This is a genomic window from Rhodobacter capsulatus SB 1003 (assembly GCF_000021865.1).
GTDB lineage: Bacteria > Pseudomonadota > Alphaproteobacteria > Rhodobacterales > Rhodobacteraceae > Rhodobacter > Rhodobacter capsulatus_B.
The window spans coordinates 1402961-1424298 of sequence record NC_014034.1 but is presented as its reverse complement, the minus strand read 5'-3'; the positions used below and the strand labels follow the sequence as shown (position 1 = coordinate 1424298).

The following is a 21338-nucleotide window of genomic DNA, read 5'->3' as shown; positions in this document are numbered from 1 at the left end:
CCTCAGGCGCTTTCATCGTAAAGGGCAGCCTGCAGATCGTGCATGGCCTTCAGGTAGTCCTGCTTCTTGCCGAAAGCCCGGATCAGTTCAACCTCGGTTCCCATTTGCGAGAAGGGATTTATTTTCAGGATCTTGGGGTCGTCAAAATCGAGAAGCCCGTCGTCGGCGTATTTGTCGAGGAGCGCAGTCAGCACGGCGCGCGCGGTGGCGCCGTAGCGCGCCCAGACATCGCGTTTCTTGACGCCCTCGGCGCGTTCGCGGCGGGTCAGGGGCTTGGCGTCGAAGGCGATATGGCAGATCAGGTCGAACGGGTCGAGATCGCGACCAAGCTCCGCCGCCACGAGATCGAGCGGCAACCCCTCGGCCGCAAGCTCGTCGAGCACGGCCTGTTTCTTTTCGGGCGTCTTCCAGCGTTTGAGGAAATCATCAAGGCTGGCAAAGCGCCGTTTCAGCGCCTTGCGGGTGTAGTCGCGCAAGGATTCGGTGATCAGCCTGCCGTGTTCGTCAAGGTATTCGACGCGTTCCGCGACAATGGTCGCGGCGACGCCATCGACATAGATCTTGCGTTGCGGCGCGCCTGACCCGGTTTGCCCCAGCGTTGCGACCGGGTCGATCAGCACCGTCTCGTCCGGCCCCGGCGTGGCGGAAAGGGGCGGCTCGTCCCCCTCTGGCGGCGGAACGTCGTCGGGCGGCACGATCGGGTCCGTGCCGGTGGGCGTGTAGATCTGCACCGGCTCGCCGTCGAAATCGGGATCGGCAAAATGGTTCGTCGCGCCGCGAAAATCCATCAGCGTGAAGTAAAGCTTGCCCGTGTCTTCATGCACCCGGGTGCCGCGCCCGACGATCTGCTTGAATTCGGTCATCGAGCCTACCTCGCGGTCGAGCACGATCAGACGACAGGTCTGGGCATCGACGCCGGTCGACAAAAGCCGCGAGGTGGTGACGATCACCGGATGCGAGACCTCGGGGTCGATAAAATTCCCCAGCTGCTCTAGGCCCTCCGTGTCGCTTCCGGTGATGCGCATGACATAGCGGGGATTTTGCGCCACCAGATCGGCGTTTTCATTCACCAACGCCTGCCGCATCCGGGCGGCATGCTCCTGATCGACGCAAAAGACGATCGTCTTGGCCATCCGGTCACCGCTTTCCTTGAGAAATTCGGTGACCTTGCGCGCGACCAGTTTCGTGCGGTCATCCAGCACGAGGGTGCGGTCGAAATCCTTGGTGTTGTAGATCCGGTCCTCGACCAGCGCGCCATCGCGATCGGTCTGGCCGGCTTCCGGGCGGTAGCCCTGAATGTCGCGGTCGATATGGACCTTGATCACCTTGTAGGGCGCGAGGAAACCATCCCGGATGCCCTGCCGCAGGGTATAGCTGTAGGCCGGCGCGCCGAAATAGGCGATGTTCGACGCGTATTCGGTTTCCTTCGGCGTCGCGGTCATGCCGATCTGCACCGCGCCCGAGAAATGATCGAGGATCTCGCGCCAGGCAGAGTCCTCGGCAGCGCTGCCGCGGTGGCATTCGTCGATGATGATCAGGTCGAAGAAGTCTTGCGAAAACTCGCGGAAGATCTTGTCCTCTTCCGCCGGGCCGGTGATCGCCTGATAAAGACCAAGGTAGATTTCGTAGGACGGATCGATCCGACGCTTGCGGTCGAGGCCGAGGGGCAGCTCGACCGAGGAGCCATCGGCGCGTTCGATCGTCTTTGACTGGGTCGAGAGTTTCGCCATCTTGCCAGAGAAGGGCCGAAAATCATTGACCATGGTCTGATCGATCAGCACGTTGCGGTCGGCCAAGAACAGGATCCGCTTGCCCGGAAAAGCCTGCCGGTAACGCCAGATGATCTGGAACGCGGTGTAGGTCTTGCCGGTGCCCGTCGCCATGACAAGAAGCACCCGGTTCTCACCCCGTCCGATCGCCTCCATTGCGGCGTTCACCGCGTTGATCTGGTAATAGCGCGGCTCCTTGCCGCTGCCGTCGTCGTGGTAGTCCTGCAGCGCAACGGAGCTTGCGGCGGCGTCGAGCCCCTTCCAGGCGCAATAGCGTGCCCAGAGTTCGGTGGGCGAAGGGAAGTCGTCGAGTGAGAGGAGAACCTCAGGCGTGGGGCTCATCCCCGTCCGGTCATGAAAAAGGAAGCCGTCCCCGTTCGAGGAAAAAGCGAACGGCAGGTTCAGGGTCTCGGCATAATCGAGGGCCTGCTGCATGCCAGCGCCGGTGGCGTGGGCGTTGTCCTTCGCCTCGATCACCGCAAGGCGAATATTTGGCCGGATCGACAGGATGTAATCGGCGCGCTTGCCCTGGCCACGGCTGACGAGTTTGCCGCGCACATTGATCCGCCCGCGGGTGAAGCCGACCTCTTCCCGGATCTGGGTCACAGGATCCCAGCCCGCCTTTTGCAATGCCGGGGTAATGAAAATCGAACAAATATCGCGTTCCGAGAGGCCGTTCTTGTCCATCCGGTCCCGCTGCACCTGATCCAATGGCGCAACCACGGCGGCTGCTGTCGGGACGGTATCAACCTTTGAGGTAAACTGGCAACCCCCGCGGGCAGGCCTTCGCAATTGCGAAAAACGATCCCCTTGGCACAGCGCATATCCTCAGGCCGATCGGAAAAACAGCGGCGCAGGGAGGGTGCGAATGCGCATCACCGACCGATCTGGCGTTGCTCCAGGGTCGGCGCACTGACCGAGTTGAAGGCGGACCGATTCGGGCGAAAATCAGCTTTGGCGGCGCCCTTTCGCAACTAAAAGATATATTGACATTCGCGAAGCGATCGCGAGCGAGGTCCCCTTATCGCGACACGAAGAATCACACAAAAAAATCTTGGAAAGCGAAAAATGGAATTTTTCCTCCTCTTGCAGCTTCGCGTCGCCAGAAACGCAAGGCTGTAATCCACGAATTCTATCAAAAGGCCGAATTGCGAATAAATCATGGTTAATGATCGATATTTAAAAAAACTTCTGTACACCAACGATTTGCTCCATCCATAAAGGCTGGCGAGGCTGATCGCATTGTGCGTGCGGCAATGAACGAAACGGCGATCGCCGCTGAAGTAAATAAAGTGAGGCAAGAGCATGACTTGACGCATCCAGCAATGCAGGAACATAGCTGCAACCAGCAAACGCCAAGCAAAATACGGGACCTCTGGGTGAGGTTTATTTTCGCGAGATGCTGGCGGCAAATGCAATCACTTCGGGCGATAAATATCAAGTCGCGGGCCGGAAGGCGGAAAGTGCAAGAAGGAAGTTTGGTTTATATGCAGCTGAACACCTCATAATTTCTCCTGATCTGCGACAAATAACCGAGTGAGCCGCGCCATGAATTCCAATGTCAGATCTGCATGGCAACATAAAGGTAAGGTTTCGGGGAAATCCTCACAGAAATGACGGCGTTTCTGTGCAGGAACAACTTCGATGAAATTGGCTTAATGCTGGCCATTTCACGAAATTCTTCAGGACGCCAATAGCGATAAGCGCCGGGCGGCCTCTCTCCTCAGGGCGATATGGGTTAATCCAAGACCTCCAACACGCTCACAACTGTTGCGCAGCATCTCTTGCAGCGCGCCGCGAGAAACTCCCTAGACCGAAACCATCAGCGCTGGCGGTCGGTCCAAGCATTTCACGCGGATCACCACAAGGAAATGACGCGGCACCGGCGTTATCAAGTCGGACACCAAGACAGCAAGAACCACATCGCATCGGCGCTTTCGCGTGTCCGAGGGCTGTCCTCGTCATGCTTGTCGATCGGTTCCGCCTCCCACGGACCGCCTGAGTGGTCACCCGAGCAAGAGACCGCCCGACCCGGAGGCACTTCGCCGAAGAATATGGACACCGGAAATGAATGACAACAATCCTGCTGAAGCCCCGCCTCCAAACGGCCCGTTTCCGCCGTCCGGTGACACCGATCCCGGGCCTGTCGCAGAAACACCCGCCCACAGTGAAGCCGAAGAGATCTCCGTCGGCACGCTCAGCATCATGGCCGAGATCATCATGGAAATCTCGGATCTGCTCGACGCGTTGCCGCACAGTTGCGAGGAGGTCAAACGCGGTATCCAGGAGTGCCTGATCGATGCGCATGTCGAGTTCGAGGCGGTGGTGGACCGCGAAAACGCCGCCGAACGCCGGATCGTCAAGCTGAAAAAGGACCTGCGTTACCAAAAGGAGCAGTTGAATCTGCTGCGCCATCAGACTTTCTGCGGCAGCTCCGACAACAATTTCCTGGGAGCGGACGACGACGAGGATGACGTGCCCGACGACGATGTCGAGGAGGAGGAGGAGGAGGAGCAGAAGCCCCGGAAAGGGAAGCAGAAACAGAAGCGACCAAAGAACATCAAGACCGAGGTGTACAAGCATTTCCCCGAGGAAACGCACTGCTCCTGCGGGGCTAAACTCAAGACACTCGGCTCTTGGACCAGCTCTCGGCTCAGGGTGGTCCGGGAGCATTTCGTGCTCGAAAAGCACGTTCACTACAGCCGCGGCTGCAACTGCAGCGCGGCGTGCAAGGAGCACGCCCCCTACAACGCCCATGCCACGGGCTACATCATGGCGGGCCGCACATTGGACGCGAAGTTCGTGATCAACGCCGTCTGCCAGCATTTCTATGAGCACTCCACCGACTTCCGAGCGGAGCGCCGCTACCATGACAATGGGTGCAACGTTGCGCGCTCGACGCTGGGCCGCAACGCGACCCATATCGCCGAGAAGCTGGAGCCGCTCTGGGAGGAAGTCTGGAAACATGTGACCGCAGGCCCTGTCGTGCATATGGATGAGACGCCGCTGCGGGTGATCCCGACTGAGAAGGGGAGGGGAAAATGCATTAAGGGGACTCTCTGGGCGATCCACCGCGATGAGCGCGGCTGGGGCGGCGACCCCCATCCGGCGATCTATTTCGAATATGACCCCTCCAGAGGAGGCCATGTCGCCGAACGCATGCTCGAAGGGGCGCTGAGCCAGGTCGTCCAGGTTGACGGCTACAAGGGCTACAACGTCATCCGGCGTGCGCCAGGCAAGAACGCCGGCTTCACGCTGGCGCGCTGCATGGCGCATGTGCGCCGCAAGTTCACTGATGCGGAAAAGGCCGCGCCAAGCACCTGTGCGAAACGCGTGATCAAAGCGCTCAAGACGGTCTATGCGGTGGAGGAGAGGGTCTTCGGGCGGTCGCCCGAGGAGCGCCAAGCGGTGCGCGTCGCGGAAGCGTTGCCGGTCCTCGAAAAGATCCGTGCGGACATGCTGCGGATCGAACCCACCTTGGCCAAGGGCAACCTCAAGACGGCCGCAAATTACTTCCTGGCTGCGTGGGACGACATGATCCGTTATGTTCTTGACGGTCGGATTGCGATCGACAACAACCCGGTCGAGCGCGGCATGCGTCCCGTTGCCCTTACGAAGAAGAACTCGCTCTTCGCCGGGAACCACGAAGCGGCGAAGAAATGGGCGCTCTTCAATACCTTGATCGAAACCGCCCGTCTGAACGGTGTGAACCCCTTCCGCTATCTGAACTGGGTCGTCGACCAGATCGAACTGAGCCGCGAATTGACCGATTACAGCCAGTTGATGCCTTGGCATTGTAAGGCCGCCCTCGGCGACGCGGAAGACCCGTCGGAAAACATGGTCGCCTGACCTCGCCCGGATCGCCGCCTGCTCGGCGGCGATCCCCCCGATCTAGGGATATCCTCTTGTCAGCCGGGCCCCGGGAGCGGGGTTCCGGCCAAGAGTCGTGCGCGCTGATCTTGCGCATGGCAAAACGTCTGGGCGCTCCTGCGCCCCGTTTTCATCGGCTTTCTCGTGGTCCCCGAAATAGTCGACCACCGGCGTGCCAGCCTCTCGGCCCCGTATGCGCTGGGTGCGGCGGCTACGCCCAGTTGCGACGGCGATCCTGCGGCCGACATCGCGTCCGGCCCCAGCTGCATCGAAGCGATCAGCCCCATCAGACAGGTAGGTGACATATCGCCGACGGGGCTGCCTGCCGACCTCACACCTTCTAACCCGAAGCGCAGCCGGTCAGAGCCCCCTCAACTGTCGTCTCCGATCACCGGCCGATTCGGCCTTAGACGTGGCTATGCCCAAGGTTTTTTCGGCTCAGGGGGGCAAAATCGGGGATTTTAGGGCCTATGCAACGTTTACGACACACCGACACTGGCCTCGAGAAAGGCCCGCCGCGCTGTCGCATGACCGGTTCAAGCCCAGTTTCACTGAGACCGCGCTTCAAGTGAATGGTATCGGTTGGGTTGCATCAGGTATTGTAAGATGCTCGTGTTCCAGGTCAATGCGTATGCTGCTCATGGCGGGCGCAGATAGGGCCGTTACGACCCTTGTGGATGATGACTTAACCGCAGAGGAAGAGGCCCGAAGTCTGGGTCATCTGAAATCGGCCGATTTTATCGCCAATTTCTCATCCGACTGAAAGTCGGCGTTAGCGTAGATGCTCAGAAAATCCGCTTTGTCCGCGGTGTCTACGTTCAACGCACGGCGCAGCCCAAGTCGACCGCGAGCATTTTTGACCATTGCTGCGGGTCGTAGAAACCTCGGCATTCCGGAACGACGGCTCTGTCAGGTCTGACGAAGGTATTCTTGCGCGATCACCCCCATGATGATGTCGTCGTGCCAAGCATCGCCAACACGAGCGCTCTCGCGTTCGCGCCCTTCTTCGATGAAGCCGCAGGCGCGATAGCACCGGATCGCTCGCTCATTGTATGCGAGCACTCGCAAGTCGACCCGGTGCAGCTGCAGCGTTCCGAAGGCATGCGACAAGATCAGCTTGATCACCTCACGACCCAGCCCTTTGCCAAGCTGCGAGAGGTCGTAGAGCCCGATTGCCAAGCGCGCCCGGCCGTCGTGGAGATCAAGCCCGTCCAGACGAACCTCCCCCAACAGGCGGCCATCGAGCTCGACCGCCCAACAAAGGGGATGCGCAAGGTTCCGCTCCACCCATGCCCGGGCATCGCCTTCCTCATATGGGGAAAGGCCCGTCGGGTCGCCTCCGAAGCAATGTACGATTTCTGGTGACTGCCCGAGAGCGGGCCGCCCGTCAACATCGGACCTGCGGAAGGGGCGCAGGCGGACGCGGGCGCCCCGAAGTTCTGGGATGTCTCGGGTCATTTCGGAATGCTGGCATGCTCGCCACTGTCTGGCCAGCAGAAGAAAGCTGTCCCTCACGCATCAGCAACGAAGGCCCGTTCGGTCCGCATCAGCGACATTCGCCCAAGACTTTGCTGCGTCAAGTATGGGCCGTCCAGTTCGGAGAAGCCGCGCTGCGGCGACGGCGTGGCCTCGACCGACCGGTCTGGGCCGAATCCGTAGATATCGCAGAGCGCATCGTCAATTCCGCGATTCCCAGCGGTTACGCATCCCTGTGTAGGCCCGTTTTCCTCCTGTTTTGGCTCGCGCTCATGGCACTTCTTTCTCCCCGGCTCACGGCTCCGAGGCCCCGTCGCTCTCTGCGAGCGCCACCTGATATCTTGCGACCGCGGCCGCGAAGGCCTCGGCCGCCGCTGCGTTCGAGAACATGTATTCCTCCGTCAAGCCGGACCCGGACTGGAACGCCAGACTGCCGTAAAGGCAGATGGGGATCTGGTAGTTTCCCTTGAAACGCCGGTCGGGCGAGCCGTCCTTGTTCGCCTTGGCCCAAGTGTGGCCGATGACCTCCGCATCCTTCGGAACGCCGTCTTCTTCCTTACAGCCCGAATTTGTCGCCGAAATCGAGAGTTCGCGAATGTCGATCAGCGCGAAAGCGCCATCCACGCGCGGGATGACCGCGACGCCGGGATAGATCAGGATATCGTCGCCGTTGACGTTCTCGAAGCGCATCGCGCGCCCGGGGAAGCGGATCAGATCCGTCGAACTGAACTCCAACCGGACCGGATGACGGTCGATGACGCGGCTCGCCGTCGTGCGCTCCGCCACCCGGTTCGCCGCCCGGTGTGAAGTGACATCCCATTTCTTCGCGCTCTGTCGCAGCGCCTCGAACAGCCGGACCATCTCCGCATAGGCGCGCTGCGCGGCATCCCCGGACTCGAAGGTCACGTCGATCTTCGTGCTGCCCTCCCAGGCGATCAGCCTTGCGACCTCGGCTTGGGTCACGGGCAATTCGACCTCAAGCTCGGCGATGCGCCGTTTGTAAAACCAGCGGAACAGGCTTCGGCGGCGGCGATGCAGCTCGTTTTGCTGCGCCGCCTCGGCGTCCTTCGCCTCCTTCAGATCCGCGGTGACCTGCGTCCGCTGCTCGCGCGCCTGCGCAATCATATCCCGCAACGGCAGCAGCGAGGTGCTGGTCAGAACCTCGACCGAGGCGCTGGCGATCTCGTTCATCCCCGAGACCGGCATGTAGATTTTCGCCGAGGCCGGGGTATTGCCCGCAGCCGGGCTTTCGGCGGGCACCGCTGCCGGGGCGTTCTGGGGAAGCGCGGGAGGCGCAAGTTCCACCGCTCCGGGCGATGAGGTGAACGGAATGACGGTGGTGCTGAACCCCAATCCGGTTCCGGGCAGCCCGACTGTTGCCCGGACGCCCTGTCGCCCGACGTTGAAGGTTGCGCCCGGGACCCCGATGCTCGTGCTGATGCCGCGCTTGCCGACATTGATGCGGACGCCGGGAAAAAGTGTGAAAGTCTGCCTGAAACGAAGTGACATGATGCAACCCTGACGATTCTTCCGGAAGACTAACCCCGTTTCGTATTGTGCGCGTATGGCAAAATCGCGCGCCGGGAGAGCGGGCCGAAAAGGTGTGAAGGCCCGGCTCACATGCCATCCTGCGACGGCACAAGGGGGACGGTGCCCGGCTTCGGATCCATCCGATCACCAGAACAGACTGCCCGCCCAGGCCGCCAGGATGACCAGAACCAGCCCCGGCACGACGCGCAGGGCAAAGCCGCGCCCGCCGCTGATCGCCGCCACGAGGATCTTCGTCGCCGTGTTCGCGCTCAGCCCGGCCAGGATCGGCACCGCCGCCGCCTCGGGAGCAACCTTGCCCGCCGCGACCAGCGTCGCCACCGAGATCGCCGAGGCATGGGTGTCGACCAGCCCCGCCGCCGTCGCCGCCAGAAGCACGCCCGATCCGCCGAAATGTGCCTGCAACCCCGCCGCGAGGACCAGCACCAGCGCCAGCACCGTGCCGAAGATCAGCGCCGTCTTCAGGCTGAAGGCGCTGCCGGGGCCGGGCGCCTCGGGCGCGGGATGGCGCATCGCCGCCAGCGTCAGCACCACCCCGTAAACCACGGCGGTGACCCCGGCGAAGACCAAAGGCAGGATCATCTGGCGCAGCGTCGGCAGGCTGACCGCCGCCAGCACCAGCGCCATCTGCAGCACCGTCGCCACGGTCGAGAGCACCGCCCCCGCGACGCAGGCGGCCCGCATCTCGGGCGATTGCAGCGCCCGTGCCCCCATCGCGCCGATCGTCGCGGTGCTGGAGACGAACCCCGAGAGCGCCCCCGACAGCGGCAACCCGAACCGCGCCCCGAAGAGCCGCACCGCCAGATAGCCCGCCGCGCCGATCGCCATCACCAGCACGATCACGATGCCCAAGGAATGCGGGTTCAGCGCCAGCCAGGACCCCATCGGCCGATCCGGCACCAGGGGCAAGATCACCAGCGTCGCCGCGGCAAAGATCAGCGCATCGTCGAGTTCATCCTTTGAAATCAGCGTCGTGACCAAGGTGTGCAGCCACGCCTTGAGATGCAGCAGCACCGTCACCGTGACGGCGATCGCCGCCGCCATCTGCGGCGCGGGGATGCAGAGCCCACCGAGCAGCACCGTCAGCAGCAGCACGATTTCCGTGGTCAGCCCCGGATCCTGATGCGGACGCTTGCCGTAAGACACGGCCAGCAGCCCCGCGACCGAGGCCGCGACGACGGCCAGAAGCACCGCCCCGCCCAGACTGAAACCCACCGCCCCGGCGGTCGAGGCGATGGCAAAGGTGCGCAACCCCGCAGGCGAGCGCGCCGGTCCCTCGCCCTTGCGCCGCTCGCGCTCGGTGCCAATGAGAGCACCGACGGCGATCGCGCTCACCAGGTTCAGGACGGGCGGAACGAGGATCGGCAGGGTTTCCATGCGGGCCTCCGGAGCAATTGGCCCATGACAGCACAGTCTGCCGCCCCGCGCCTTGATCTGGAACGCCATGGACAGCGGATATATTCGCGCGGCTCGCAGATCGCCGTCACGGCCTGTCCAGTGGTTGACGCGACAAAACGCAACTGACTTTGTCGGTATGGTGAAAATCTGAAAATCCGGATTTTCAATGCGTGATATCTGGCTGTCTGGAAATAAAATATGGCATCTTTTCCGAAATTATATTCAACGCGCAGCATTGCGCCGCTTGAAGATGCCGAAATCAACAGTTTTGCGAAATTGTTTTTCCGAGATTGGCGGCAAATTCGACTTATTTCGCCGTTTCGTGTGAATTTCCGTCTCATCTTGTTTGGTTGCTTTCGTTCGCGTGATTACAATGGAGGAAATGGTCCCCAGTAGACGAGGCGTAATCATGGCGCGCAATATGACGACACAAATCAGTCACACCGTCCCCCCGGGGGATCTTGCCCGGTCGGGGCTGACTGGCGTCGCGCGCCATTTGCTCTCGGTGTCCGTCATCGCCCTTCTGTTCGGCCTTTCTCCGGCCGCGGCGCAGTTTCGGATTGATCGCAACACCGAGGCCTCGGAGGAGAGCTCCGGCGTGATCCAGGGAACGGTCGGCTATCTGGCCGACACGACAACGGCAACGGGCGGCGACAACCTGGGCGATCACGTTGCGACCATGCCGCTGAACATGAGCGGCTTTTCCATCTCCGGCATCGCCACTCCGGACGGCACTGATCCCGGCGCGGGCGTCAACGTGCAATATGTCGACGACATGTTCGGCGCCTATACGCCACCGGAACAGGATCTGTCCAACTATGTCACGAAGTCGGGCATGCCGCAGACCATCACCAGTGCGAAAACCTTCGACGGGCCGGTGCTGTTTTCCGACGACGTGCAGGTGACGAAGGTGCCCGCCTCGACGCGCGATGTCACCAACAAGGCCTATGTCGACGATGCGGTCGATGATCTTGTCACCCTGACGACGAACCAGAGCGTGAGTGGCGACAAGAGCTTCACCGGTTCCGTCGCGGTGCGGACGCCGACCGGCGACATGGGGGCGGCGAACAAGCTCTATGTCGACAACGCGATCTCGGTCGCGGGCGGCAGCTATGTCACCATGGGCACGAACCAGATCATCGGCGGCACGCCGATCACCGGGGCCAAGGGCTTCACCGATGCTGTCACTTTCGGCGGCGAAGTCAATGTGACGAGCGCGCCTGATGATGCGAATGATGCCGCCAACAAGGCCTATGTCGACAGCCTGACCGACGGACTCGCCGGCCGGGTGACCGTGCTCGAGGGCGATGTGACTGCGCTCACCGCCTCGGTGACGACCCTGCAGGGAGATGTCTCGACCCTCGACACCCGTGTGACCAATCTCGCAAACCGAACGATCACCGCGGGATCGGGGATTACCGCTTCGGGCACGCTTGGCGGCGGAATCACGGTGGCGGTGGATCCGACCGTTGTGCGCACCTCTGGCAATCAGACGCTGGCGGGTGTGAAAAACTTCTCGTCCCTGCCGACGGTCCCGACCGCGGCCCCGACGCTTGCGGGCCAGGTGGCCTCGAAGGCCCATGTTGACGCCCAAGTCGCGAGCGCGGTGGGCACCACCTATGCCGCGGGAGACGGCCTGTCTCTTGCGGGCACCACTTTCGCAGTGAACGGCACGGTGGTGCGCACGACGGGCGATCAGACGCTGGCCGGCGTAAAGACCTTCTCCGCGCCGATCGCGGGCTCGATCACCGGCAATGCGGCGACGGCAACGAAGCTGGCGGCGGCGAAAACCATCAACGGCGTGGCCTTCGACGGCTCGGCCGGGATCACACTGCCGACGGTGAATACCACCGGTGCTCAGGCGGTGGCAGGGGTGAAGACCTTCAGCGATATCCCGGTCATCCCGATCACGGCACCGACCGTGGCGGGCCAGGTGGCCTCGAAGGCCTATGTTGACGCCCAAGTCGCGGGCGCGGTGGGCACCACCTATGCCGCGGGAGACGGCCTGTGTCTTGCGGGCACCACCTTCGCAGTTGACGGCACCGTGGTGCGCACCTCGGGCGATCAGACACTGGCGGGCGTAAAGACCTTCTCCGCGCCGATCGCGGGCTCGATCACCGGCAATGCGGCGACGGCCACCGAGCTGCAGACGGCGCGCACCATCAACGGCGTCGCCTTTGATGGCGGTGCCAACATCACCCTGCCGACGGTGAATACCACCGGCGCCCAGACGGTGGCCGGGGTGAAAACCTTCTCGTCCCCGATCGCAGGCTCGATCACCGGCAACGCGGCGACGGCCTCCGAGCTGCAGACGGCGCGCACCATCAACGGCGTCGCCTTTGATGGCGGGGCCAACATCACCCTGCCGACGGTGAACACCACCGGTGCCCAAGCGGTGGCCGGGGTGAAGACCTTCAGCGACATCCCGGTCATTCCGACCACGGCACCGACCGTGGCGGGACAGGTGGCGTCGAAGGCCTATGTCGACGCCCAGGTCGCGGGCGCGGTGGGAACGACCTATACCGCGGGCTCTGGCCTGTCGCTCACCGGCACCACCTTCGCGGCTGATGGCACGGTGGTGCGCACCTCGGGCGATCAGACACTGGCGGGCGTGAAGACCTTCTCCGCGCCGATCGCGGGCTCGATTACCGGCAATGCGGCGACCGCGACGAAACTCGCCTCCGCGCGCACCATCAACGGCGTGGCCTTCGACGGCACGGCCGGGATCACCCTGCCGACGGTAAACACCACCGGCGCCCAGGCGGTGGCCGGGGTGAAGACCTTCAGCGACATCCCGATATTGCCGGTCACAGCGCCGACGAGCGATCTGCAGGCGGTCAACAAGGCCTATGCGGACACGAAATTCGGCATCGGCTCGGTCCTTTCGACGACCGATGACTTCGATGACGTGCTGATGAGCGGTTATCACAAGGCGACAACCGGAATTTCGACCGCGGCGGCGCTGGCCCTGAACCGGCCGAGCGGCCAACCGGGCATGCTTGAGGTGCTGAACAACGGCGGCTCGATCATGCAGCGCTATTCGACAATCAACTCGACCGGGACCTTCTACCGGACGCGCAACTCGTCCGGTGTCTGGTTCGCCTGGAAACCATTTGCCTCGTACAACGCGGGCGACGGGATCGATCTCGATGTCACGACACAGACCTTTGCCGTCGATGCGACGGTCGTGAGGACCACGGGCACGCAAAGCATTGCGGGGACGAAGACCTTCAGCGGCGCTCTGACCGCGACCGGCACGGTGAACCTGTCGACGACAAGCTATGTGCCGACGATGGGCACGACATCGACGGCTCTGGTGAACAAGGGCTATGTCGACGGAGGCTTTGTCGATCTGACCACGGCCGAGACCATCGGCGGCACGAAAACCTTCTCCGCCATCCCGGTCATTCCGACCACGGCGCCGACCGCGGCGGGCCAGGTGGCCTCGAAGGCCTATGTCGACAGCAAGGTTGGGGCGACTTACACGGCGGGTGACGGACTGTCGCTCACCGGGACCGACTTCGCGGTCGATGGCACCGTGGTGCGGACCGCAGGCGCGCAGACGCTGGCGGGCGTAAAGACCTTCATGTCACCGATCGCGGGCTCGATCACCGGCAACGCCGCCACCGCGACGAAACTCGCGGCAGCCGCGAATATCAACGGCGTCGCTTTTGACGGTTCCGCTGCGATCACGCTGCCGACGGTGAACACCTCCGGGGCGCAGGCTGTTGCCGGGCTGAAAACTTTTTCGACGATCCCGCAGATCCCGACCTCCACACCGACGCTCGCCGCCGAGGTCGCCTCGAAAGGGTATGTCGACAGCAAAATTGTTGCGGCGAGCAGCTATGCGGCAGGATCGGGTCTGGCCCTCTCCGGAAACGTCTTCTCGGCCGACAATACGGTGGTGCGGACCAGCGGGGCGCAGACGCTATCCGGGGTGAAGACTTTCAACGACCTTCCGCTTCTGCCCGCGGCCACGCCCACGCTCGACAATCAGGTGGCGAGCAAGGCCTATGCGGACACGAAATTCGGGGCCGGCGCCGCGCTGACCACGACCGATGACTTCAACACGGTCGTTGATACCAATTTTTACAAGGTTTCGACCGGGATCGCCACCGCGGCGGCAATCGCGCTGAACAGGCCTTCCGGTCAGCCCGGCATCCTTGAGGTGGTGAACAACGGCAACGTGCTCGTGCAGCGTTATTCAACGCTCGGCGCGAAGGGCACCTTCTACCGGACCCGGACATCGGCGGGAACCTGGGCATCCTGGGCCTCCGTTGCGGATTATGGCGCGGGGGATGGCCTGACCCTGGATGCCGCGACGAATGACTTTGCCGTTGACGATACGGTTATTCGCGACAGCGGCGCTCAGAGCATCGCAGGGACGAAAACCTTCACCGGCACACTGACGGGAACCGGAACGGTAAACCTGCCCGCGGCAACCTATGTCCCGACGATGGGCACCACCTCGACCGCGGTGGCCAACAAGGCCTATGCGGACACCAAGGTGTCCATGACCGGGAACCAGGCCATTTCGGGCGTGAAGAGCTTCGCTGCGTTCCCGACCGTTCCGGTCGCGACGGACCCGACTGCGGACAATCAGGTTGTCAGCAAGAAATATGCGGACAGTCTGGCATTAAATATCACGCGCTCGCTTATGTTGCCCTATTTCAATATACTGGTACGGGCAACGGACAGTCTTGCATCAACGGGAACAGCGAGACATGACAAAATTACGATCGCGGCTGTCCCAGTCGATATGAAACGAGTAGTCTGCTTTACACTTACAAGAAATAGCTCTTTCGTGGGTGATGATTCTTTTGAAAAAGAAGAATGTTACATCGTCCAAGAGGGAGACGTCATCGAGGTCAAGTCTTCTTCTTTTGGCGCCGTGGTGATCGCGATTAACAACGAAGATCAAGTGAACGACTTTAGTTTCCCGTCGCGTACAAAAATTTCCGGACCGTTCCTATTCATAGATGAACAGTCACCCGCAAGCACCCCTTTCATTTATAATTTCTCCGGTTATTCCAACCATGAAGGCAGCTCCCAGTTATCAACAAGTATTAGCGTGCGTGAATACCTGATGCCGAATGTCTCGCCTTGAGCAAGCGCCTGCTCGAATTGGCGGTGTTTACCGCATCCATTGCAACCAGGCTATTGACAGAACCCAAATGGCGATCATCGGTCATCGTCGTCTCCGTTGTCGGTTTCAGGTCTTGGAAACAAAACCTTCTCCGAAGATTGACGGTGACCACCAGCGTCACCCACGGCCGCGCGCTGCGCTACGCCAAAGGCTCCGCGCGCGGCCTCCTACACCGCCATAAGGGACACTGCCTATAAACCCCCGCTGGGTCGTCTTGTTGTAGGTTTTCGAGGGCGGGGTGGGTGGGCCTTGCCGAAACCAGAGAGGCCCTTCTGCGCGCCTGCGCACAGGAAATGCCGGATCTTCGCCAATTCAAATTTTTTCGCACCAGCCCAGATTGTGCATGAAAAACATGGGAGCCGCCGATGACCTTCAGACCCGTCCTTGCCACCAGCAAAGCCCAGCCCGCCATCGAGGGCGCGGGGGTGCATCTGCACCGCGTGTTCGGCTTTGGCGATCCCGCGCTCACCGACCCCTTCCTGATGATGGACGATTTCCGCAACGACGATCCGCGGCTTTATGCCAAGGGGTTTCCCTGGCATCCGCACCGCGGGATTGAGACCATTACTTATGTTCTTGAAGGCCAGGTGGAACACGCGGATTCGCTGGGCAACCGGGGGCTGCTTGGCGCGGGCGGCGTGCAATGGATGACGGCGGGCTCGGGCATCGTGCATCAGGAAATGCCCTTCGGCAACGCGCAGGGGCAGATGCACGGCTTTCAGCTTTGGGCGAACCTGCCCGCCGCGCTGAAGATGACCGCGCCGCGTTATCAGGACGTTGGCGCGGGCGACATCCCCGTCGAGGGAGACGACGATGGCACCACCGTCAAGGTCATCATCGGCACGTTCTGGGGCAAGACAGGCCCGGTCGACGGGATCGCTGCCAATCCGATGCTGCTTGATGTCTCGGTGCCGCCGGGGCGGCGCAAGGCGCTGTCGGTCGATACCCGGGCCAACGCGCTTGCCTATGTCTTTGCGGGCTCGGGGACGTTTCGGGACGCCAGCGACCCCGTCGGCATCAAGGTCGAGAAGGAATATCGCGGGCAGGAGATGACCCTGCGCGACAGGACCGGCAATCGCACGCTGGTGCGGTTCGGGGCTGGCGACGCGATCACGGTGCAGGCGGGCGACGAGGGGATCCGGTTCCTTCTGATGACCGGCCGCCCGATCCAGGAACCCGTCGCCTGGCACGGGCCGATCGTGATGAACACGCAAGAGGAGCTGCGCCAAGCCCTGCGCGAGTTGAACGACGGCACCTTAATCAAGCACGGCTGACGGGCTGCGGCCGGAGGGTTTGGACATCGAAGTCGGCCCATTGCCGCCGGTCGATCGGTCAGGATGTTGCTTAGCCGCCTTCCCAAAGCCGCCGTTCGACGGGTGCCGCAGCAATAGCTTGGACATGAAGGTAGTGATATCGCACAAACCTGAATTTCGAAGTGAGCTAAACTTCTGAACAAGTGTAACGCTGCAGCACATTATGCATGGCCCATGCGCTGCTTCAGGCCGCTAGCTGGCCCTCCGTCGGCTCTTGTTGGGCGCTCACATAACGGCCTTGGCGTCTGCCGCAATCAATTCGGTACTTTTTCGCCGACATGGGCGATCGTCAGTCGGCCCGACGAACGGTCACACCAGAAGTGAACCCTGCCGGCACCGGGCGTGTAGCGGGAATGCCAGTCGAAGCAGCGTTCGACGCCCGAGAGATCAATAAAGTAGAATAGCTTGCTCCGCTGCTCCTTTTCCGGCGTGGTCTTGGTCAGGAAGGTCGGCATCGCGGCGTCCTTTGTATTCCAGTGAGCCGCCGCGATCTCAAGGTCCATCAATGCTTGCCGTGCCGATGACAGGCGAGGCTCTCCCGCCTTGAATGCACGCAAATGAGCCTCAGTGCGCGGGAGGAAGAGCAAATGCGGGAAAATCTCGGCGCGCCGCGCCCATAGTTCGTCTCCATCGCGCACCTGCTCGCTGGGTATCCGCCGCAGCCATTCATCATGCCCTTTGACATGATCGGGCGTGGCAGCGTGATGGACGTGGACGACCCGCTCTTCGAACCCGCCGTGCTCATCGAACGAGATGCGACGGAGCGGTACGGTCGGCGCCAGCCAAGGCTCGTTCGCAAAGCTTACGCCGAGCGTGCCTACAATATGGCCCAGCCCGAGACCCTCGGCGAGCACGTCACCGTAGCGATATTCCGCTTCCAGGCCGAATGCTTCACCCAGGTTGACACGGAACGGCGCGCGGTTTTCGAAGCTGCGCAAGAACCGCCATTCATCGCGACTGCGTCCCTTTGCCATAACCGTGCCAAGCCAACGATCATCGCCGAGCGGGATCGACGCCAATGGAACGGAGGAGTGGAGCGCTGCGCTCGACTGTATCTGGCGCAAAGACTGCAGCGTCTTGGCCAGTCCCACGACGGCCGCTTCTGCGGCTTCCGCATCTACGGCGCCCGAAGGAAAGGACAGCTCGTTCAAGAAAGCGATGAAGGTCATCTCAACTCAGCAGCTGATCCAGCGACTTATCCCACTGATCGAAGAAGCCATCGGGCCATTCTGAGAGCCTACCCTCCGGGGTGACGACCGGATGGATGCGCTCGGGTTGGCTGCTTCCGGACGGCCGGCGGAAGAAATTGAGACCAACGTCCCCAGCGGGAATTTCGCCGTTCTTCACCGCGAGGCGGATGCCGTTAAGGAAATGATCGCTATGACTTTCGACAACGATCCGTGTACCAGTCGCGGCGGATCGCGCCATCAATTGCCCCATCGCCGCCTGGCCTTGTGGATGGAGATGCGCTTCGGGGTTCTCGATCAGGAGCCAGCTGTCAGGCGGTGATGCCAGGCAGGCAACGAGGATGGGGAGGACGTACGTCAGCCCGAAGCCGACATTGGTCGAGCGATAGGGATTGGACCCACTGATTCCGGCACTCCCGCCATAGAAATAATCTAGGCGCACGGCATCCGTCCGAGGGATGTCCTCGACAGCGAGCCCGACACCGGGGCTGAACTCCTGAAACCAGGCGTTGACCTGCGAGAGCAAGCCTGGAGCTGCCTCGTCGGGATGTCGAAGTACCGGATTGACCTCTTCGTCGCCGAATAGGCTCAGGAAATGAGCAGTATACTGACCGCGGCTGCCAAGAAATCGGCGCTCGTTGACGAGGTGATAGGCCTTGGGGAAGCTCACCTCGGGCCCGGCACGATCGGCGCGCAGATACTGAAACCAATGGCCGAACAGGCCGCGTTGATGCTCTAGATCCGAGTAAAAGCTGAAATTGGGGTCGGCAGAAAAATGCAGCAAATCGCCCCGCGGCTCATAGGCGACCCGATATGCAAAGGCCCGCTCTTCGCGATCAAAGAGCGTGATGCCGATGTCTTCGTCCTCATGCTGATCGTTGAGCACATCCACGCCGGTACCGAGCTCGACCAGATCTCCATTCAAGAGAAAGCCCTGCCTCGACAGGAAGCCAGCATCCCATGACTGGCGGAGCAAGGCCAATGCTTGCAACGTGGTGCTCTTCCCTGACCCGTTTAAACCAGACAGCAAGGTAAGCGGTTTCAGAGGGATATGGACATCCCGGAACGCCTTAAAATTATGCAAAGTGAGCGCATCAAACATCGGAGATATCCTTGAAGATCTTTAATACCGTCTCGAACCTCTTGCGCACCTTCCTGATATCACCCGTACCCTGCGAGATGGCGGCATCGAATTCGCGGTCGTGCATCGCCTCCATCATCCGGCGGCGGACCTCGTCGTGGCGAAGGATGCAGCGCGCTCGCTCGCTGTCCGAGAGGTTGGAGAGCGACACGGCAATGGTCTCGAACAGCGCTTTGTTGATCGGGAAGCGCGCATCGGTCTCGCGATAGCGTTTGCGAAAAGCATCCTGACCGAAGATTTCCAGCGCGCTTTCCATCGCCCGAGTGAAGCCGTCCTCAAGCCGCTCCAGATCTCTATTGTTGAGACGATTGATCTCGCGCATCGCGTCGCCGAGGAAGCGGTCAAAATCATAGGCTCGGAATTCTTTGGGGTCGGTCATGCTGAAGGCGAGAAACCGCAAGACCATCTCTCGATCAGCCATTCGCTCGTCGCGAATGCTATTGGCGGTAGCCTGCTTGAATGCCTCTAGCCCAGCCAGCCGGCTGAGATAATTCCTCGCCTTGCCGGGTATCAGGGCATGACGCAGTTCCTGCGCCGAGAGTGGCATTCCTCCAGTGTTGATCCGCGCGAAGATGTTGAACTTTACTTCCTGCGGGGTGCCGTGACGGATGACGTGAACGACGAGTTCAGTCTCGCGCAGACGGCGCTTCAGTCGTGCGGGAAGGTCGTCGAACAGCTTTTCGTTGAAGGACTCGCCGAGATACTCCAGCCCGGTTAGCATGAGTGGGGTCTCGCCGATCGCTTCTGGATCAATGAACCGCGTAATCGTCGTCAAGCGCTGGATGCCATCGACAATCGCCCAATTCTCTTCTTCGTCCTCGGCGGCATAGAGCGTGGGCAGCGGAATGCGGAGGAGCAGCGACTCGATCAACCGGCTCTGCTGGCGATCAGTCCAGATCCCGCGGCGGCGCTGGAAATCTGGCTCGAGATCGATCGCCTTGCTGCGCATCCTCGATAGGAGGAGATCAATGGTCATCGAGCGCGTCGTGACGTCGATATCGTCCGGATTGAACGGCTCGGCGATCTGCAGGTCGTTGCCGAGCTCACTAGGCAGCTCCCTTTCGATGCCACTGGGCGTACCGAACGAGGTCCCCTCTTCGGTCATGCGTTGCGGGTCAGTGATGATTGTTTGCGTCGCCATGGTTGCAGCCTAGCAAATCGCCACACCCAGTTCCAGCAACTGCTCGTCCGCAAAGCAATCGAGCTGCTTCATGAGAAAGCCGATGAGTTGGCGTCCAAACCAGACATTGAATGGGCGAGCAGCGAACGACCGCTCTCCGCCCCTTGCGAAGGCGACGGATGACCAACGTGCTCGGCCCATATCGGCCCCACGCCTTTCCGATTTGCTGCCTCGCAGCACTACCGAAAGGGGACGCTCGCGCGCCTCGCAGCAATCTTGGGGATGTCGGCTGTCCAATTCGCGGATGAAACCGTCACAAAATGAACGCATGCCGTCTAACAGTCCCTCTCAATACACCATAGATGGTGGGGGAGGGCCTGATGAATTGTGAAGGGTAGGCATCGCATCGTGATTCCGCATCTCTTGGTGATGGCCGATGGCAACTATTTGAGGGATGAGCGACTGCGGGTATACCTGTCCGCACACACCCACCACCGCTTGGTCCTCGCCGACCTGACCCTAACAGAGATGTTCAAGAAGAACGCGCTCGGGACAGCGCGTAGCAGCCTGAAGATCATGGCTGACTTCCCAGATCAGATCTTCGCATTGAAGCCGACTCATCTCTGGCTTGATGCCAAAGTGTGCAGCGAGGCCGACCTGCAGCAACTTATCGACCCGGACCGCAGCGCTGACATTCGCCAACTCACCCGCGACTATAGATCAGAGGAAGCGATCCCCAGCTTCGTCGAACGAATGAAAGCGCGAGAGGGCGAGGCTTCGCAATACATGCGGCAGCTGAGCGACCAGGTGCGAACGCTGGAAATTTCGCTTCAGAGCCTGCTTAAGGAGTTTCGCGTCGAAGAACTGACGCAAATCCGAACTGGCCAAGGAATAACCAGCACCCTTCAGGAGAAGATATTCAACCTTGTGGACGAGGTGACAGTTGAGTTCGTGAAAACCAACCAAGAGCCCGGACGCACCGCGCCACTGAAGCGGAGCGAAGCGCACGGAATGTTCGCCTATCGCTATGCGCTCTGCGTGGTAATTGCGTTCACAAGGTGGGTAGAGCTCGGTCGGCAGGTGAAGAGTTTGGACCACCGGTTGAATGACGTCGTTGATAACCAGCTCGCCGCGACCTCGACCTACTTCAATGAGGTCTTGACCAAGGATCGGGAGCTTCGGATCGTGGCGAGCAACGCCAAGGACGTGCTGAAGCATTTGGGAGCCTTCACACGTCCATTCCCTGATGAAGCCTCGGCGGGCTAGAACGGCGAGTAGGGCCACTAAACCCCGTCGTCGCACAAACGATGCGGACGAGCCTGCCTATGCTTGTAGACAACCTAGGCCAAATAGCGCTTTATACGGCCACG

Annotated in this window: 11 protein-coding genes; 4 read left to right on the top strand and 7 right to left on the bottom strand. The window is 61.3% G+C overall.

What is annotated here, in order from left to right; all coding sequences use genetic code 11:
* Positions 1 to 2: 2 nt before the first annotated feature.
* The gene (gene hsdR / locus RCAP_RS06565; RefSeq protein WP_013067053.1) at positions 3 to 2456 is read right to left on the bottom strand and encodes an EcoAI/FtnUII family type I restriction enzme subunit R; all 2454 of its coding nucleotides are present in this window, start codon (positions 2454 to 2456) and stop codon (positions 3 to 5) included.
* Between the two features lie 1380 nt (positions 2457 to 3836).
* Here hsdR and tnpC point away from each other — a divergent pair.
* Positions 3837 to 5618 carry an IS66 family transposase gene (gene tnpC / locus RCAP_RS06555; protein ID WP_080514590.1) on the top strand — a complete coding sequence of 594 codons (1782 nt, stop codon included), beginning with the start codon at positions 3837 to 3839 and terminating at the stop codon, positions 5616 to 5618.
* 930 nt (positions 5619 to 6548) lie between these two features.
* Here tnpC and RCAP_RS06550 read toward each other — a convergent pair.
* From RCAP_RS06550 to RCAP_RS06540, 3 genes are all read right to left on the bottom strand, one after another.
* Entirely contained in the window at positions 6549 to 7097 is a 549-nt protein-coding gene (locus RCAP_RS06550; protein WP_044033650.1) for a GNAT family N-acetyltransferase, read from the bottom strand.
* 312 nt (positions 7098 to 7409) lie between these two features.
* A complete protein-coding gene (locus RCAP_RS06545; protein WP_198525871.1) occupies positions 7410 to 8735 on the bottom strand; it encodes a DUF4236 domain-containing protein in 1326 nt (441 codons plus the stop codon).
* A gap of 54 nt (positions 8736 to 8789) precedes the next feature.
* On the bottom strand, positions 8790 to 10040 hold the full coding sequence (locus RCAP_RS06540; RefSeq protein ID WP_013067049.1) for an MgtC/SapB family protein: 1251 nt from the start codon (positions 10038 to 10040) through the stop codon (positions 8790 to 8792).
* A 430-nt stretch (positions 10041 to 10470) separates the two neighbouring features.
* Here RCAP_RS06540 and RCAP_RS06535 point away from each other — a divergent pair, with 430 nt between their 5' ends.
* Positions 10471 to 15168, top strand: coding sequence for a beta strand repeat-containing protein (locus tag RCAP_RS06535; RefSeq protein WP_013067048.1), 4698 nt, complete (start codon positions 10471 to 10473; stop codon positions 15166 to 15168).
* A gap of 404 nt (positions 15169 to 15572) precedes the next feature.
* Entirely contained in the window at positions 15573 to 16481 is a 909-nt protein-coding gene (locus RCAP_RS06530) for a pirin family protein (protein WP_013067047.1), read from the top strand.
* 293 nt (positions 16482 to 16774) lie between these two features.
* On the opposite strand, the gene RCAP_RS06525 is transcribed toward RCAP_RS06530, so the two are convergent.
* Genes RCAP_RS06525 through RCAP_RS06515 form a run of 3 tightly spaced genes read right to left on the bottom strand, consistent with a single transcriptional unit; the run spans position 16775 to position 19989 of the window.
* On the bottom strand, positions 16775 to 17689 hold the full coding sequence (locus RCAP_RS06525) for a hypothetical protein (RefSeq protein WP_013067046.1): 915 nt from the start codon (positions 17687 to 17689) through the stop codon (positions 16775 to 16777).
* A 1-nt stretch (position 17690) separates the two neighbouring features.
* Positions 17691 to 18809 (bottom strand): DUF3696 domain-containing protein, encoded by a 1119-nt coding sequence (locus tag RCAP_RS06520; RefSeq protein ID WP_013067045.1) that lies wholly within the window; start codon positions 18807 to 18809, stop codon positions 17691 to 17693.
* Positions 18802 to 19989: a DUF262 domain-containing protein gene (locus RCAP_RS06515; RefSeq protein ID WP_013067044.1), complete on the bottom strand. Its 1188-nt coding sequence runs from the start codon at positions 19987 to 19989 to the stop codon at positions 18802 to 18804. Before RCAP_RS06515 ends, RCAP_RS06520 begins: the two co-directional genes overlap by 8 nt.
* 507 nt (positions 19990 to 20496) lie before the next feature.
* On the opposite strand from RCAP_RS06515, the gene RCAP_RS06510 reads away from it, so the two are divergent.
* Positions 20497 to 21234: a hypothetical protein gene (locus tag RCAP_RS06510; protein WP_131725995.1), complete on the top strand. Its 738-nt coding sequence runs from the start codon at positions 20497 to 20499 to the stop codon at positions 21232 to 21234.
* Positions 21235 to 21338: the final 104 nt, after the last annotated feature.

Excerpts from the sequence above, each read along its gene's own strand:
- RCAP_RS06515 (WP_013067044.1), bottom strand. The coding sequence starts at position 19,989 with ATGGCGACGCAAACAATCATCACTGACCCGCAACGCATGACCGAAGAG.
- hsdR (WP_013067053.1), bottom strand. The coding sequence starts at position 2,456 with ATGGACAAGAACGGCCTCTCGGAACGCGATATTTGTTCGATTTTCATT.
- RCAP_RS06530 (WP_013067047.1), top strand. The coding sequence starts at position 15,573 with ATGACCTTCAGACCCGTCCTTGCCACCAGCAAAGCCCAGCCCGCCATC.
- tnpC (WP_080514590.1), top strand. The coding sequence starts at position 3,837 with ATGAATGACAACAATCCTGCTGAAGCCCCGCCTCCAAACGGCCCGTTT.
- RCAP_RS06510 (WP_131725995.1), top strand. The coding sequence starts at position 20,497 with ATGTTCAAGAAGAACGCGCTCGGGACAGCGCGTAGCAGCCTGAAGATC.
- RCAP_RS06550 (WP_044033650.1), bottom strand. The coding sequence starts at position 7,097 with ATGACCCGAGACATCCCAGAACTTCGGGGCGCCCGCGTCCGCCTGCGC.
- RCAP_RS06520 (WP_013067045.1), bottom strand. The coding sequence starts at position 18,809 with ATGTTTGATGCGCTCACTTTGCATAATTTTAAGGCGTTCCGGGATGTC.
- RCAP_RS06540 (WP_013067049.1), bottom strand. The coding sequence starts at position 10,040 with ATGGAAACCCTGCCGATCCTCGTTCCGCCCGTCCTGAACCTGGTGAGC.
- RCAP_RS06525 (WP_013067046.1), bottom strand. The coding sequence starts at position 17,689 with ATGACCTTCATCGCTTTCTTGAACGAGCTGTCCTTTCCTTCGGGCGCC.
- RCAP_RS06535 (WP_013067048.1), top strand. The coding sequence starts at position 10,471 with ATGGCGCGCAATATGACGACACAAATCAGTCACACCGTCCCCCCGGGG.